This window comes from Nonomuraea sp. ZG12 (genome assembly GCF_052068115.1).
GTDB lineage: Bacteria > Actinomycetota > Actinomycetes > Streptosporangiales > Streptosporangiaceae > Nonomuraea.
On record NZ_JBQHCW010000005.1, the window covers coordinates 420702 to 436116 of the forward strand.

Here is a 15415-nt window from a genome sequence, read left to right on the forward strand (position 1 = left end):
CATGCAAACACTATCCTGTCAATCGACACACAGCATGATCATGTACGCGTGCCCGCCTATACTCGAGGAAGTGAGTAGGCCGTGACCGTCTCGTTGCCCGCTGCCTGCAACGCAGCTGAGTCGTTGCGTTATCCGGCGGGGTCGCTGGTCATCCTGACCGGCCTGCCCGGGGCGGGCAAGACCACGCTCCTGAGACGCCTGTACTCCCTGGACGGCACCGAGACCGCGCCGGTCACGGCGGGCGAGGCGACGGTGATCGACTCGATGCAGTCCCGCCTCTACTGGGCCGACCGGCTCGGCTGGGCCCCCAAACCGGTGCGCACCGGCGTGGTGTTCGCCACACACCTGTGGCGCATCCGGTCGGCGGTGCGCGGCGGCCGGTCGGTGATCGCGCACAACCGGGGCTGCGGCCCGATCGTGCTGCGCGTCTTCGCCAGGATGGCCCGGCGTTCCGGAGCGGGTTTCCATCTGCTCCTGCTGGACGTGGCCCCCGAGGCGGCGCTCGCCGGGCAGCACGCCAGGGGCAGGGTGGTGCCCGAGCGGACGTTCGCCCGCCACCGCCGCCGCTGCCAGCGGCTGCTGGTCCGGGCCAAGGCCGGTGACGCCGCCCCCGCCTCCGGCGCCCATGTGCTGGACCGCGCGAGCGCGAACGTCCTGACCAGCATCCGGTTCGAGCGATGAGCATGCGCGCCTTCGTCCTCACCGGCCCCGGTCAGGGCGGGGTGCACGACGTCCCGCCGCCCGAGGCACGTCCCGGCCAGGTGGTGGTGGACGTCGAGCGGGCCGGGGTGTGCGGCACCGACGCCGAGTTCTTCTCCGGCGCCATGAGCTATCTGCACACCGGCCAGGCCCGCTATCCCATCCGCATCGGCCACGAGTGGTGCGGCGTGGTCTCGGCGGTCGGCGAGGGCGTCGATCCCGGCTGGCTCGGGCTGCGCGTCACCGGCGACACCATGCTCGGGTGCGGCCACTGCGACCGCTGCGCCGGCGGTCGCCACCACCTGTGCGCCGACCGGCACGAGATCGGCATCCGCGGCGGCTGGCCCGGCGCCCTGGCCGAACGACTCCCCGTCCTGGTCACGGCCCTGTACAAGCTGCCGGAAACGCTCGACCCCGCGCTCGGCGCCCTGGTCGAGCCGGGCGGCAACGCGCTGCGCGCCGTCCGCGCCGCCCGCCTGTCACCGGGGCGGCGGCTGCTCGTGCTCGGCCCCGGTACGATCGGGCTGCTCGCCGCCATGCTGGCGGCCGCCCAGGGCGCCGAGGTGCACCTGATGGGCCGCGACGATCCCTCGCTCGCCTTCGCCCGCACCCTCGGGCTCGGCCCCGCCTGGACCCGGGAGACCCTGCCCGGCCTGCGCTACGACGCGATCATCGACGCCTCGGGCGCGACCGCCCTGCCGGCGCTGGCCGCCGAGCTGGTGGAGCCCGGCGGCAACGTGGTCTACATCGGCATCGCCGCCGCGCCCAGCCTCCTGGACACCCGCGCGCTCGTGCTCAAGGACGTCACCGCCACCGGCGTCCTGAGCGCCTCGGGTGGCCTGGACGGCACCATCGAGCTGTACGCCTCGGGCGCGGTCGATCCGCGTCCCCTGGTCGCGGCCACCGTGACGCTGGACGAGGTCGCGCGGGTGCTCGGCGGCGACCGCCCGGCCACGTGGGGGCACGCGCCGAAGGTCCACGTCGATCCCCGGGTCAGAGCCGGGTGATGCGGATCGCGTCGGCGATCACGTACCCACTGGTGGAGGTCCAGCGGCTCACGCCGACCACGTTGTAGGTGCCGGCGGCGAGGGTGAAGTCGCCGAGCGAGCGCCACTGGCCGCCGCCCGTGCGCTGGTCCACGTACACCGTCCGGTTGTCGGTGATGATGTACGGCGTGGCGCTGTTGTAGCCCGCGTCGGCCGGATGCCAGACCTCCACGCGATAGCTGCCCGCGCTGGGGATGCTCGCCCGGTACCACGCGGGGTCGCTGGCTGCGACCGGGTCGGCGAAGCGGTAGTCGGCGCCGTGCGGCTGACCGGAGAAGGCCGAGGTGCCCCAGCCGGAGCTCGCGGTGAAACCGGGGTCGGCGTTGTCGATGACGACGCTGAACCCGCCGCCCGACCCCGTCACGGCCCTGCCGGCGCTCGGCGCGCTCTCCTGGTGGGTGCGGTTGAGCGCGGACACGTAGTAGGTGTAGGCGGTGCCGGCCGTCGCGGTGGTGTCGGTGAAGGTGGTCCGCCTGGTGGTGGTGAGCAGGTTGCGGGCGTCGGCGAAGGCGCACGGGTCGGCGGTGGCCGGGGTGCCGTTCACCCGGTGGACGGCATAGGAGGTGCCGCCGCCCTGCCAGGCGAGGGCGACTCCGCCGGAGCCGCGGGTGGCCGAGGTGATCGCGGGGGCGGCGGGCGCGGCGGACGTGCCACGGGCGGGCAGCAGGGCGGGCTTGGCGTAGTGGGCGGCGGCCAGGGTGGAGAAGGCGTCGATCCGGTTGGCCCGGACGTCCTTGGCGCTGAAGAAGATGTCGCCGGCCACTTCAGGGTGCCGCCTGTTGACGTGCAGGTGGTCGCTGAGCTCGGCCCGGTCCTGCCAGGCGGCGTCCTGGCCGCTCGCTCCCGCCCGGTAGGCGGCCTGGCCGATGAGGAGCTGGACGCCGGTGCCCCTGACCACGCCCGCCCACCATGCGGTGAGCACCTCGTAGTCGGCCGTGCCGAACCCGATATGCCAGTAGATCTGCGGCGCGATGTAGTCCACCCAGCCCTGCTTCACCCACAGCCGGGTGTCGGCGTAGATGGCGTCGTAGGACTGCAGGCCCGAGGTGCGCGAGCCGAGCGGGTCGGTGCCGGCGTTGCGCCAGATGCCGAACGGGCTGACGCCGAAGGAGACCCAGGGCTTGGCGGCGTGGATGCGCCGGTCGAGCTCGCGTACGAGGAGGTTGACGTTCTCGCGGCGCCAGTCGTGCACGTTGGCGAAGCCGTCGCCGTGCTCGGCGTAGGCGGCGGCGTCGGGGATGGCCTGGCCGCCGGCCGGATAGGGGTAGAAGTAGTCGTCGAGATGCACGCCGTCGAGGTCGTAGCGGCTGACCGCGTCCATGATCACGTCTTGGATGAAGTCGCGGACCACGGGCAGGCCGGGGTTGTAGTAGAGCTTGCCGTCGTAGGCGAAGCGCCAGCCCGGATTGCGGCGGGCCGGGTGGGTGGCCTGCAGTCTGCTGGGGTCGTCGTGGTTGGCCACCCGGTACGGGTTGAACCAGGCGTGCAGCTCCAGGTTGCGCGCGTGCGCCTCGCCGACCATGAAGGCGAGCGGATCGTAGCCCGGGTCGCCGCCCTGGCTGCCGGTGAGCCATTGTGACCACGGTTCGAGCGACGACGGCCAGAACGTGTCGGCGGTCGGCCTGACCTGCACGACCACGGCGTTCATGCGCCGCTGCACGGCCAGGTCCAGCCAGGCGCGGAACTCCGCCTGCTGCGCGGAGACGCTCAGGCCGGTCCGGCTCGGCCAGTCGATGTTCGCGACGCTGGAGATCCACATGGCCCGCAGCTGCCGCTTGGGCGTGGCGGGGTCGGTGGCGCACGCGGCGGCCTGCGCGGGGGCGGCGGCCAGGGTGACAGCCGGGGTGACAGCGGGGGTGACGGCCAGGGCGAGCACGGCGGTGAGGGCCACGAGGACGAGACGCGGAAGCGTGGTCACGAAGAGAAGTTTCAGCGCACTTGCCACAAAGCGCAATAGTCTTCACACGGTTCGCATAAGTCCACGAACTACCGCGCGGGCGGAAAGTTTCCTTTCATGCCCGAGTAATGTCAATTATCGACATCTGTCATGGAAGTCCCTTACTGTGCGTCCGACACCCCTCGGTGAGGAGCACCCATGGCATCCCCTCTCATGCGATTAGTCGCCCTCGTCATCGCCTCCCTCATGGTCCTCGCGGGCCAGCCCGCCCTGGCCGGCACGCAGAACCCGCTGGCGGAGTCCTTCGACCGCGCCGCCGCCGCCCACGACGTCCCCCGCGACCTGCTCGTCGCCCTCGGCTACGCCGAGACCCACCTCGACGGCCACGGCGGCGAGCCCAGCGCCAGCGGCGGGTACGGCCTGATGCACCTGGTCAGCAACCCCACCAACAAGTCCCTGGAGAAGGCCGCCGAGCTCACCGAGCTGCCGGTCGAGAAGCTGCGCGCCGACGACGCCGCCAACATCCTCGGCGCGGCCGCCGTCCTCCGCTCGCACGCCGACGCGCTCGGCCTCGACGAGGCGGCCAGGAAGGACCTCGGCCGCTGGTACCAGGCCGTCGCCGAGTACGGCAACGCCACCTCCCCCGAGCTGGCCCGCCTGTACGCCGACGCCGTCTACGAAGGCCTCGGCCTCGGCCTCGAAGCCAGGGGCGTGACGGTCGAGCCGCAGGAGGTCACCGCCGACCGGGGCGACCTGGCCAAGGCCCGCGACCTGAACGCGCGGGCCGCCGTGGCCAGCGCCGACTACCCGCCGGCCGCCTGGGTCGCCGCCAACTCCGGCAACTACCGCGTCTCCAGCCGCGAGACCAGCTACAACATCGACCGGATCGTCATCCACGTCACCCAGGGCTCCTACGCGGGCACCATCTCCTGGTTCCAGAACCCCAGCGCCAACGTCTCGGCCCACTACGTGGTCAAGTCCTCCAACGGCGCCGTCACCCAGATGGTGCGGGACAAGGACGTCGCCTGGCACGCCGGGAACTCCACCTACAACAACCGGTCCATCGGCATCGAGCACGAGGGCTTCGTGGCCGACGCCTCGTGGTTCACCGAGTCGATGTACCGCTCCTCCGCCGCGCTGGCCCGCCACCTGTGCGACAGGTACGGCATCCCCAAGACCCGCACCGGCATCATCGGCCACAACCAGGTCCCCGGCGCGACCCACACCGACCCGGGCTCGCACTGGAACTGGTCCACGTACATGAGCTACGTGACCGGCGACGACGGCGGCACCCCGACCTGGACCACCACCGTCGACAACGCCGCCGCCGGGTTCACCGCCAGCGCCAACTGGGGCACCTCGGCCTACTCCGGCGACCGCCACGGCGCCGACTACCGCTTCGCCGACCCGGTCGCCGCCAGCGACCCGGCCTGGTTCCAGGCGGCCATCCCCAGCGCAGGCAACTACCGGGTGGAGGTCTGGTATCCGAGCGATCCCGGCTACAACAGCTCCGCGCCGTACATCGTCGCCGCCGCCGGCGGCAACCAGACGGTGTACGTGGACCAGCGCTCAAGTGGCGGAGCCTGGCGCTCCATCGGCACGTTCCCCCTCGATGCCGGCACCCAGAACGTGGTCGGCGTGAGCAGATGGACCTCCGGCACCGGCTACGTCATCGCGGACGCCGTACGCATCTCACGCCTCTGATCCCCAGCCCCTGAGACCCGTCCGGCTCGTCTCCCCGCCAGAGGAGACGAGCCGGGCGGGGTTCTGAACACGTCCGGCCGTCCCGGCCCTGGTCAGCGGGCGAACGCGTACGCCTCCTCCGGGGACAGGCGCGCGCCCTGGGCGAAGGCCTCGGTGAACGCCTCCTCCCCCAGGTCGCGCCGGGCCGCCGTCTCGATCCGGTCGACGTCGCCGCGCTCGCCCTGCGGGAGCGGCGCGCCGGTCGAGCGTCGCGCCTGGTCGGCCGCGCCCAGCAGGACCGCGGCCGTACGCGCGTCGCCCGCGAGCGCCTCGGCCCCGGCCAGTCCCTCCAGCGCCAGCGCGAGGCCACGCGGATCGCCGAACACCCGGGCCTCCTCGAACCCCTCCGCGTGCAGCCGCCTGGCCTCGGCCGCCTCCCCGCGCAACTCGGCCACGAAACCGAGCTCGGCCACGAGCAGGGCCGTCGCGCCGTAGTGGTCGTACTCGCGGAACCAGTCGAGCACCTCACGCAGGTGCCGTTCGGCCTCGTCCAGCAGGCCCTGCCTGCGGGCGCCGAGAGCGAGCCCGATCTGGGCGTACCGCTCGCCGGGGGGGAACGCCTGCTCGGCGGCGAGCCGTACGGCGCGCTCGTGCAGGTCTCGACCGCCGTCGAAGTCGCCGACCAGCAGCGCGATCCTGCCGAGCGCGGACATCCGGTCGGCGACCTCGCTCCACAGGCCGAGCTCCTCGGCCATCCGCAGGCCGGCGCGCAGCAGCCGGGCCGCCTCCGGGTAGTCGCCGCGGATCTCGGCGAGGACGCCCAGCGGGTAGCTGGTCTGGGACAGCCCCCAGTGGTCGCCCAGGTCGGTGAAGAGGGCGGCGCTCCGTTCGGCCCGCTCCCGCGCGAAGGCCAGCTCGCCCCGCGCCAGCGCGGTGTTGGCCAGCGCGCACAGCACCGCCGCCTCGCCCCAGCGGTCGTCCAGCGCCCGGAACCCGTCCAGCGCCCGCGCCAGCAGTTCCTCGCCCAATGCCAGGTCGGCCGTGCCGTACCCGGCGTACCCGAGGAACCAGCGGGCCCGCGCCAGCGCGAGCGGGTCCTCCAGGTCGCGGTAGGCGGCGAGGGCCCGTTCGATGCGGGTGCGGCGGTCGTGGCCTTGGCCCCGGAGGAGCTCGACGCCGACCTGCCACACGCGGGCCTCGGCCAGCGGGCCGCGCACCTCTTCGGGTTCGTCCGCCGGCGGCGGCCACGGCACGTCGACACGGCCGCACACGGCCTCCAGCGCCGAGCGGGCCTCGTCGAGCCGTCCGCGCAGCACCCAGTACCAGGTCAGCGCGTTGACCAGGGACAGCGCCCGGCTCCTGGGGGCGTGGCGGACAGCCCGGCGCAGGTTGCCGGCCTCGACGTCCAGGCGGCTCAGCCAGTCGCACTGGTCGTGGCCGCGCAGCTCGGCGCGGTCGGCCAGGCGCCCGTAGTGGCGGACGTGACGGTCGCGTACGAGATCGTCCTCGCCCGCCTCGCGTAACCGCTCCCGGCTGTATTCGGCCACCGACTCCAGCAGCCGGTAGCGGGGGCCGTCGGTGACCGTCACCAGCGACCGGTCCACCAGGCGGCCCAACGCGTCCAGCACGTCGATCCCGTCGCCGCCGCAGATCTCCTCCGCGGCCTGGAGCGTGCAGCCGCCGGCGTGCACGGCCAGGCGTCTCAGCACCACCCGCTCCTGCTCCTCCAGCAGCTCCCAGCTCCAGTCGATCACCGCCCTGAGGGTCCGCTGCCGCGACGGCACGCCGCGCTGCCCGTTGCCGAGCAGCCGGAACCGGTCGTCCAGCCGGGCCGCGAGCTCCCGCAGCCCGAGCACGCCCACCCGGGTGGCGGCCAGCTCCAGCGCCAGCGGCAGCCCGTCGAGCCGGCGGCAGATCTCCGTCACGACGGCCTCGTCCTCCGGCGCCGGCACGAAACCGGGCGTCGCGGCGACGGCTCGCGTCACGAACAGCCGCACGGCGGACGGGAGCGCCAGCGGGGCGACGGGGAGCACCACCTCGCCGGGGAGGCCGAGCCGTTCGCGGCTGGTGGTCAGCAGGCTCAGGCCGGGAGCCGACCGCAGCAGGTGAGCGGCGAGCTCGGCGACGTCGGCGATCAGGTGTTCGCAGTTGTCCAGCACGAGCAGCAGCCGCTTGGCCGCCAGCGCGGCGGCGAGCCGGTCCGGTGGGTCCAGCGGTTCGGCGTGGGTCAGTGGGCCGGGGGCGTCGTCGCGGATGTCCAGCACCCTCATGACCTGCGCGGCCAGCACGGCCGTACCCCCGCGCGGGTCGAGGGAGGCCAGCTCCACCAGCCGGACGCCGTCGGCGAAGTCGCCGACCATCCCGGTGGCGGCCTCGACCGCGAGCCGGGTCTTGCCGACGCCGCCGGGGCCGGTGAGCGTCACCAGCCGCCTGCCCGCCACCGAGGAGCGCACGTCCTTGACGTCGTCGTCCCGGCCGATGAGGTCGGTGACCTGGGCCGGGAGGTTGTCGCGCCGCGCGGTGGGGGTGAGTCCGCGGTCCTGCCGCAGGATGGCCGCGTAGAGCTCGGCCAGCTCCGGGGAGGGATCGACGCCGAGCTCGGCGACCAGCCGATCGCGCAGCTCCTGATAGCCGGCGAGCGCCTCGCTCTGCCGCCCGGCGGCGTAGAGGGCCCGCATGCGCACGCCGTGCAGGCGCTCGCGGAGGGGATGGCGGGTGACCAGACCGGCCAGCTCGGCGGCCACCTCGGCGTGCTCGCCGAGCGCCAGCCGGGTCAGCGCCCGCTCCTCCAGCACGAGCAGCCGCTCCTCCTCCAGACGTGCGGCGGCGCTCCTGGCGAACGGCTCCTCCGCGAAGCCGTCGAACGCGGGACCGCGCCACAGCGCGAGGGCCTCACCGAACAACCGGGCGCGTACGCGCGGGTCCTCGCTCCGGCGGGCGCGCCCGGCCAGCGCCTCGAACCGGCCGGCGTCCACCGCCTCGGCCTCGGCCCGCAGCTGATAGCCGCCCGGCTGCTTGACCACCAGCCCGGCGAGCCCGGCGGCCCCGAGCGACCCACGCAGCCGCGAGACCTTGGTGTGCAGGGCCGCCGAGGGGTTCGCCGGCAGCTCCTCCCCCCACAGGTCCCGGACCAGCCGGTGAACGGGGACGGGATGCCCGGCGTGCGCGAGCAGATCGGCCAGCAGGACGCGGACCTTCGCCTCACCGATGGCGACGTCCTCCCCCTCGGCCGTCCACACCCGCAACGGGCCGAGCACCCCGAATCGCATACCGCCACGTTACCGACAGACGACCGACCGGAAACCGAGAGCCGGCCGGGTCAGGCTCGCCCCATGACTATGAACTCTTCACGCGCCGGGCGGCGAGAGTGGGCCGGCCTGGCCGTCCTGGCGCTGCCCACCGTGCTCCTCGCCCTCGACCTGAGCGTGCTGCATCTGGCGGTCCCGCACCTGAGCGCGGACCTGGCTCCCAGCGGCACCGAGCTGCTGTGGATCCTCGACGTGTACGGCTTCATGATCGCGGGCTTCCTGGTGACCATGGGCTGGGTGGGCGACCGGATCGGCCGTCGCCGCCTGCTGATGATCGGCGCCGCCGCCTTCGGTCTGGCTTCGGCGCTGGCGGCGTACTCCACCGGCCCGGCCATGTTGATCGTCTCCAGGGCGTTGCTCGGCGTGGCGGGTGCGACGCTGATGCCCTCGACCCTGGCGCTGCTCGGCACCATGTTCAAGGATCCACGGCAGCGGGCGATGGCCGTGGGCGTGTGGATGACCTCCTTCATGGGCGGCAGCGCGATCGGCCCGCTGGTCGGCGGCGTGCTGCTGGAGCGCTTCTGGTGGGGGTCGGCGTTCCTGATCGGGGTGCCGGTGATGGCGCTGCTGCTCGTCGCCGCCCCGCTGCTGCTTCCCGAGCAGCGCGATCCCCAGCCGGGCGGCATCGACGTGGTCAGCGTGGCCCTGTCACTGGCCGCGCTGCTGCCCGTCGTCTACGGGCTCAAGGAGCTGGCCAAGGACGGCCCGGCCCCCTTGGCGCTGGCCGCCCTGGGGGCCGGAACGCTGTTCGGCGCCTGGTTCGTGCGACGGCAGCGCACGCTGGCCGTGCCGCTGGTGGACCTGCGGCTGTTCGGCGAGCGTGGGTTCACCGCGGCACTGGTGATCATGCTGCTGGCGTTGGTCACCACCGGTGGCGGGTTCATGATGGTCGCCCAGTACCTGCAGCTCGTCGCCGGGCTGTCCGCGCTGGAGGCCGGGGTCTGGCTGCTGCCGGCCACGCTGCTGACGATCGCCGGCTCGCTGCTCGCGCCGAAGCTGGCCGGCCGGATGCCGATGGGACGCCTCATCGGAGCCGGGCTGGCGCTCGCGGCCGTCGGCTATCTGCTGCTCGCCCTGGTGGACGGCTCGCCGGTCACGGCGGTCGCGGGCATGGCGATCGCCTTCTTCGGCGTCGCGCCCATGATGGTGCTGGGCACCGACCTGGTCATGGGCTCGGCGCCGCCGGAGAAGGCCGGCGCGGCATCCGCCCTGTCGGAGACCAGCGGCGAGCTCGGCATCGCGCTGGGGGTCGCGCTGCTGGGCAGCGTCGGCACGGCCGTCTACCGGGCGCTCGTCATCGTGCCGGACGGGGTGCCCGGCGAGGCCGCCGCCGCTGCCCGTGACACCCTGCCCGCCGCCTTGGCCACCGCCACGGAACTGCCCGAAGGCCCCGGGGCCGTGCTGCTGGAGTCGGCGCACGCGGCTTTCACCACCGGGCTGAACGTGATCGGGGTGGTGAGCGCCGTCATCGCGCTGGGCCTGGCCGCCCTCGCCCGCACCGCCTTCCGCGCTCGCGACACCACCCCGGCAGAGCCCTTGCGGCGGTGACGGATCCGGGGGCGGAGGTGCGGGCCATGCGTACGCGGGCAGGTGACCTCCGGCCGTTCTACCTGCGCCTTCGGTGATTCGCCGGTCGTGCGGCCGGAAAGGACCACGGGGGTGAGCGAGCCGATACTCCGGGCCGAGGGCCTGCGTAAGGGCTTCCCCGGCGTGCAGGCCCTGGACGGGGTGGATCTGAGCCTGCGGCCCGGCGAGGTGCACGTACTGCTGGGTGAGAACGGCGCGGGCAAGAGCACACTGATCAAGATGCTGTCCGGCGCCTACCGCCCCGACGAGGGCCGGGTGCTGATGGACGGGCACCCGGTGCACATCCGCACGGCCGGCGACGCCCAGCGGCTCGGCATCTCCACCATCTACCAGGAGTTCAACCTGGTGCCCGAGCTGAGCGTGGCGGAGAACCTGTCGCTGGGCAGGCCGCCGCGCAGGTTCGGCCTGATCGACAAGGGCGCCATGATCCGGCAGGCGGGCGAGCTCCTGGCGCGGGTGGAGGTGGACGTCGATCCGCGCACCCCGGTCGCCCGGCTGGGCATCGCCCGGAGGCAGATGGTGGAGATCGCCAAGGCGCTGGCGCTGAACGCCCGCGTGCTGATCATGGACGAGCCGACGGCGGTGCTCACCACCAGCGAGGTCGACAAGCTCTTCGCGATCGTCCGGCAGCTCCGGGACGAGAACGTGGCGGTCGCGTTCATCACCCACCACCTGGAGGAGATCGCCGCGATCGGCGATCGGGTGACGGTGCTGCGCGACGGCCGTTCGGTGGCCGAGGTGCGGGCCGACACCCCCCAGGACGAGCTGGTACGGCTCATGGTGGGCCGCCCGATCGACCAGCAGTTCCCGCGCCGCCCGGGCGAGCTGGGCGCGCCGCTGCTCAAGGTCACCGGCCTGAGCCGCAGGGGCGCCTTCGACGACGTCTCCTTCGAGGTGCGGGCGGGCGAGGTGGTGGGCATCGCCGGGCTGGTGGGCGCGGGCCGCACCGAGGTGGCCAGGGCGGTCTTCGGAGCCGACCGCTACGACTCGGGCGAGGTCACCGTACGCGGGCGGCGGCTGCCGCCGGCCGACGTGCACGCCGCCATGGAGGCGGGGCTCGGGCTGGTGCCGGAGGACCGCAAGGGGCAGGGCCTGGTGCTGACCGCCGACATCGGCGAGAACCTGGGGCTGGTCACCATGCGCGACGCGACCCGCGCCGGCTTCGTGGACCGCAAGGGGCAGCGCACGGCGGCGGCGAAGGTGGCCGGCCAGCTCGCCATCCGGATGACAGGGCTGGACCAAGAGGTCCGCACGCTGTCCGGCGGCAATCAGCAGAAGGTGGTCATCGGCAAGTGGCTGGTGGCCGACGCGGGCGTGCTCATTCTCGACGAGCCGACCCGCGGCATCGACGTGGGGGCGAAGGTCGAGATCTACCAGCTCATCAACGCCCTCACCGACTCCGGGCACGCCGTGCTCATGATCTCCAGCGATCTGCCGGAGATCCTCGGGATGAGCGACCGGATCCTGATCATGGCGCGGGGGCGGCTCGTTGGCGAGCTGCCCTCGGCCGATGCCACGCAGGACGACGTGATGGCGCTGGCGGTCACGGAGGTGGAGGGCAGTCGTGTCCGGTAACGTGCTGGCCCGCCGCTCGCCGGCGGCCGTCTGGCTGGCCGAGAACGGCGCGGTGGCCGCGCTCGTCGTGCTGGTGGTGGCGCTGTCGCTGCTGTCGTCGACGTTCCTCAGCGTGACCAACCTGCTCAACGTGGGGGTGCAGGCGGCCGTCACCGCGATCCTCGCCTTCGGCTCGACGTTCGTCATCGTCACCGGCGGCATCGACCTGTCGGTCGGCTCCGTGGCGGCGCTCTCGGCGATCACGCTGGCCTGGACGGCCACGGACGCGGGGGTGGCCTGGCCGGTGGCCGTGGTGGTGTCGCTGACGGTCGGCGTGGTGGCCGGGCTGGTCAACGCGGCGCTCATCGCGTACGGAAAGCTGCCGCCGTTCATCGCCACGCTGGCCATGCTCGGCATCGCGCGCGGCCTGGCGCTGGTCATCTCGCAGGGCAGCCCGATCTCGATGCCGGACGCCGTGTCCGCCCTGGGCGGCAATCTCGGCCGTTACCTGCCGATCCCGGTGATCGTGATGGTGGTGATGGGCCTGATCGCGGCGGTGATACTCAACCGCACGTACGCGGGTCGCGCCATGTACGCGATCGGCGGCAACGAGGAGGCGGCCCGCCTGTCCGGCATCAAGGTCGACCGGCAGCAGCTCATCACGTACGGGCTGTCGGGCGCCTTCGCCGCGGTCGCCGGCATCGTGCTGGCCAGCCGCCTGGCCTCCGCGCAGCCGCAGGCAGCCGCCGGCTACGAGCTCGACGCCATCGCGGCCGTGGTGATCGGCGGCGCGAGCCTGTCGGGCGGCAAGGGCAGGGCGCTCGGCACGTTCGTCGGCGCGCTCATCCTGGCCGTGCTGCGCAACGGGCTCAACCTGCTTTCCGTATCGGCTTTCTGGCAGCAGGTCGTGATCGGCGCGGTGATCGCGCTGGCGGTCCTCGTCGACACCCTGCGCCGCAGGGGAACGTACTAGAAGGGGGATGATCATCATGCGGACTCCCGCGATCGTCATGGCCGGGGTGGCGCTGACGCTGGGGCTGGCCGGGTGCGGCACGGACGGCGGCTCGTCCGGCGGCGGGCAGCAGGGCGGCGTGAAGATCGGGATGTCGGTGTCGACGCTGAACAACCCGTTCTTCGTCCAGCTCCGCGACGGCGCGCAGGCCCAGGCCACCAAGCTCGGCGCGGCGCTCACCGTCACCGACGCCCAGAACGACCCCTCCCAGCAGGTGAACCAGGTGCAGAACTTCACCAGCCAGGGCATGCAGGCGATCATCATCAACCCGGTCGACTCCAACGCGGCGGCGCCCGCGGTCACGCTGGCCGAACGGGCCGACATCCCGGTGATCGCCGCCGACCGTGGCGTCACCGGCGCCGAGGTGGCCCAGACCGTGGCCTCCGACAACGTCGCGGGCGGCAAGCTGGCCGCCGAGGAGCTGGCCGCGCAGATGGGCGAGAAGGGCCAGGCCATCGTCCTGCAGGGCACCCCGGGCACCTCGGCGTCCCGCGACCGTGGCCAGGGCTTCGAGCAGGGCGTCAAGGCCTTCCCGGACATCAAGGTCGTGGCCAGGCAACCGGCCGACTTCGACCGGACCAAGGGCCTGGACGTGATGACGAACCTGCTGCAGTCGCACCCGGACGTCACCGGCGTCTTCGCCGAGAACGACGAGATGGCGCTCGGCGCGATCAAGGCGCTCGGCGACCGGGCGGGCCGACAGGTCAAGGTCGTCGGCTTCGACGGCACCCCGGACGGCCTGACCGCGATCCAGAACGGCACCCTGGCCGCCTCCGTCGCCCAGCAGCCCAGGCTGCTCGGCCAGCAGGCCGTGGACGCCGCGGTGAAGGCGGCCGGCGGCGCGACCCTGGAGAAGACGGTGGCCGTGCCGGTGAAGGTGGCGACCAAGGAGAACGTCTCGGAGTTCCTGACGTCGTAGTGCCCGACGCTCTAGGTGCGGCGCCAGCGGGACTCGCCGAAGCAGTAACCGGCGAACAGCATCAGCCCCACCGCCACCGCCACCAGCAGCCACGGGCCCGCCGGGGTCTCGGCGAACGCGCGCAGTGTCGCGTCGATGCCGCCGGCCTTGTCCTTGTCGTGCGTGATCGCCGCCTGGACGACGAAGATCCCGGCGAGGCCCGCGATGGCGCCACGGGCCACGTAGCCGGCCAGGCCGAGCTTCTCCATCACCGAGCGGGCCCGCGCGGACATCTGCCCGAGGTTGAGCTCCTCGCGGAACTTCTTGGTGACGCCCTGGCGCAGCCAGTGGACGCCCAGCGCGATGATGCCCAGGCCGATGGCGCCCACGATCCACTGCCCGGCGGGCAGGTCGAGCAGCTTGCCGGTGACGTCCTGGGACTTCTCGTCCTCGGAGGCGGCCCGGCCGGCCAGCAGCACGGTCAGCAGCGTGACGAAGATCAGCACGTACACGGCGGTCCTGATGACCGCCTCGACCCGGTCGATGACCTCTTGGTGGCCGAACAACGCCTCGGAGGCCTGCCACAACGCCAGCGCGGCGAAGCCCACGACCATCACCCACAGCAGCACGGCCCCGAACGGCAGCTCCGCCACGGTGGTGATCGCGCCGCCCTTGTCCGCCTGCTCCCCCGCGCCGCCGCTGAGGGCGATCTGGATCGCCAGCACGCCGATCAGCGCGTACAGCACGCCACGGCAGGCCAGGCCGACGCGGGCCAGCCGGTCGAGCATCGGGCTGTCGGCCGCCCGCCGTGCCGTGGCTCGTGCGCTCTGCGCAGTACTCACCGGTCCTCCAAGGGGTCGAAGGGAAGACCCTCATGTGCCCAGATTTCGGGCGGCTAGGCGCGGAAGCGGGCTGATCGGCGCACGTCTCATGGGCGTACGCAGAGATGCCTCTGGGTAGTCATGCGCGTACGGTATGCGTACGAGAGGGACGACACGTGACGATCCACAAGCCGTCAGACAGCGGGCCGGTGAGCTCGCCGCCGGCTCCGGCCCGCGACCGCCGGACCGGGACCGTGATCGTCAACTGGCTGACGTCCACCGATCACAAGGTCATCGGCTACCTCTATCTGATCACCTCGTTCGGGTTCTTCCTCGCGGCCGGGATCATGGCGATGATCATCCGGGCGGAGTTGCTGCACCCGGGGATGCAGCTGGTCAACGCGCAGCAGTACAACCAGCTGTTCACCATGCACGGCGCGGTGATGCTGCTGCTCTTCGCGACGCCGTTGTTCGCCGGGTTCGCCAACGTGATCATGCCGTTGCAGATCGGCTCGCCCGACGTGGCCTTCCCCCGGCTCAACATGGTCAGCTACTGGCTGTTCCTGTTCGGCGGGCTGATCGCGGTGAGCGGGTTCTTCGTCAGTGGCGGCGCCGCCGACTTCGGCTGGTTCGCCTACACGCCGCTGTCCGGCTCCACCTACAGCCCGCAGGTGGGCGGCGACCTGTGGATCGTGGGGCTGGTGATGTCCGGGCTGGGTACGATCCTGGGCTCGGTCAATTTCTTCACCACGATCGTGTGCATGCGGGCGCCGGGCATGACCATGTTCCGGATGCCGATCTTCACCTGGAACGTGCTGCTGACCAGCATGCTCGTGCTGATGGCCTTCCCGGTGCTGGCCGCCGCGCTGCTGGCGCTGGAGTCGGACCGCAAGTTCGGCACCCACGTCTT

At 72.6% G+C, this 15415-nt stretch carries 11 protein-coding genes; 8 read left to right on the plus strand and 3 right to left on the minus strand.

The genetic code is table 11. The annotated features are described in order from the left end of the window. Positions 1 to 81 precede the first annotated feature (81 nt). Both ACTMTF_RS18595 and ACTMTF_RS18600 read left to right on the plus strand, forming a co-directional pair. Entirely contained in the window at positions 82 to 681 is a 600-nt protein-coding gene (locus ACTMTF_RS18595) for an AAA family ATPase (protein WP_441111808.1), read from the plus strand. After that, positions 678 to 1706 carry a zinc-dependent alcohol dehydrogenase gene (locus tag ACTMTF_RS18600; protein ID WP_441111809.1) on the plus strand — a complete coding sequence of 343 codons (1029 nt, stop codon included), beginning with the start codon at positions 678 to 680 and terminating at the stop codon, positions 1704 to 1706. Before ACTMTF_RS18595 ends, ACTMTF_RS18600 begins: the two co-directional genes overlap by 4 nt. Here the strand turns inward: ACTMTF_RS18600 and ACTMTF_RS18605 are convergent. Beyond that, on the minus strand, positions 1693 to 3663 hold the full coding sequence (locus tag ACTMTF_RS18605) for a family 10 glycosylhydrolase (protein WP_441111810.1): 1971 nt from the start codon (positions 3661 to 3663) through the stop codon (positions 1693 to 1695). The genes ACTMTF_RS18600 and ACTMTF_RS18605 overlap by 14 nt on opposite strands. Before the next feature lie 177 nt (positions 3664 to 3840). Between ACTMTF_RS18605 and ACTMTF_RS18610 the strand changes: the two genes are divergently transcribed. After that, on the plus strand, positions 3841 to 5346 hold the full coding sequence (locus ACTMTF_RS18610) for a golvesin C-terminal-like domain-containing protein (RefSeq protein ID WP_441111811.1): 1506 nt from the start codon (positions 3841 to 3843) through the stop codon (positions 5344 to 5346). Positions 5347 to 5438: 92 nt separating this feature from the next. On the opposite strand, the gene ACTMTF_RS18615 is transcribed toward ACTMTF_RS18610, so the two are convergent. Continuing rightward, on the minus strand, positions 5439 to 8594 hold the full coding sequence (locus ACTMTF_RS18615; protein WP_441111812.1) for a BTAD domain-containing putative transcriptional regulator: 3156 nt from the start codon (positions 8592 to 8594) through the stop codon (positions 5439 to 5441). Positions 8595 to 8657: 63 nt separating this feature from the next. On the opposite strand from ACTMTF_RS18615, the gene ACTMTF_RS18620 reads away from it, so the two are divergent. The 4 genes from ACTMTF_RS18620 to ACTMTF_RS18635 all read left to right on the plus strand — a co-directional run bounded on the left by ACTMTF_RS18620 (position 8658) and on the right by ACTMTF_RS18635 (position 13705). Continuing rightward, complete coding sequence (locus tag ACTMTF_RS18620) at positions 8658 to 10181, plus strand: MFS transporter (RefSeq protein WP_441111813.1); 1524 nt, start codon at positions 8658 to 8660, stop codon at positions 10179 to 10181. 111 nt (positions 10182 to 10292) lie between these two features. Further along, entirely contained in the window at positions 10293 to 11795 is a 1503-nt protein-coding gene (locus ACTMTF_RS18625) for a sugar ABC transporter ATP-binding protein (RefSeq protein ID WP_441111814.1), read from the plus strand. Beyond that, positions 11785 to 12747: an ABC transporter permease gene (locus ACTMTF_RS18630; protein WP_441111815.1), complete on the plus strand. Its 963-nt coding sequence runs from the start codon at positions 11785 to 11787 to the stop codon at positions 12745 to 12747. Before ACTMTF_RS18625 ends, ACTMTF_RS18630 begins: the two co-directional genes overlap by 11 nt. A gap of 16 nt (positions 12748 to 12763) precedes the next feature. Continuing rightward, a complete protein-coding gene (locus ACTMTF_RS18635) occupies positions 12764 to 13705 on the plus strand; it encodes a D-ribose ABC transporter substrate-binding protein (RefSeq protein ID WP_441111816.1) in 942 nt (313 codons plus the stop codon). An 11-nt stretch (positions 13706 to 13716) separates the two neighbouring features. Here ACTMTF_RS18635 and ACTMTF_RS18640 read toward each other — a convergent pair whose 3' ends face one another. Further along, the gene (locus ACTMTF_RS18640; RefSeq protein ID WP_441111817.1) at positions 13717 to 14526 is read right to left on the minus strand and encodes a DUF1206 domain-containing protein; all 810 of its coding nucleotides are present in this window, start codon (positions 14524 to 14526) and stop codon (positions 13717 to 13719) included. Positions 14527 to 14714: 188 nt separating this feature from the next. Here ACTMTF_RS18640 and ACTMTF_RS18645 point away from each other — a divergent pair. Next, positions 14715 to 15415, plus strand: a 701-nt coding sequence (locus tag ACTMTF_RS18645) for a cytochrome c oxidase subunit I (RefSeq protein WP_441111822.1), incomplete at its 3' end; no start/stop codon positions are given.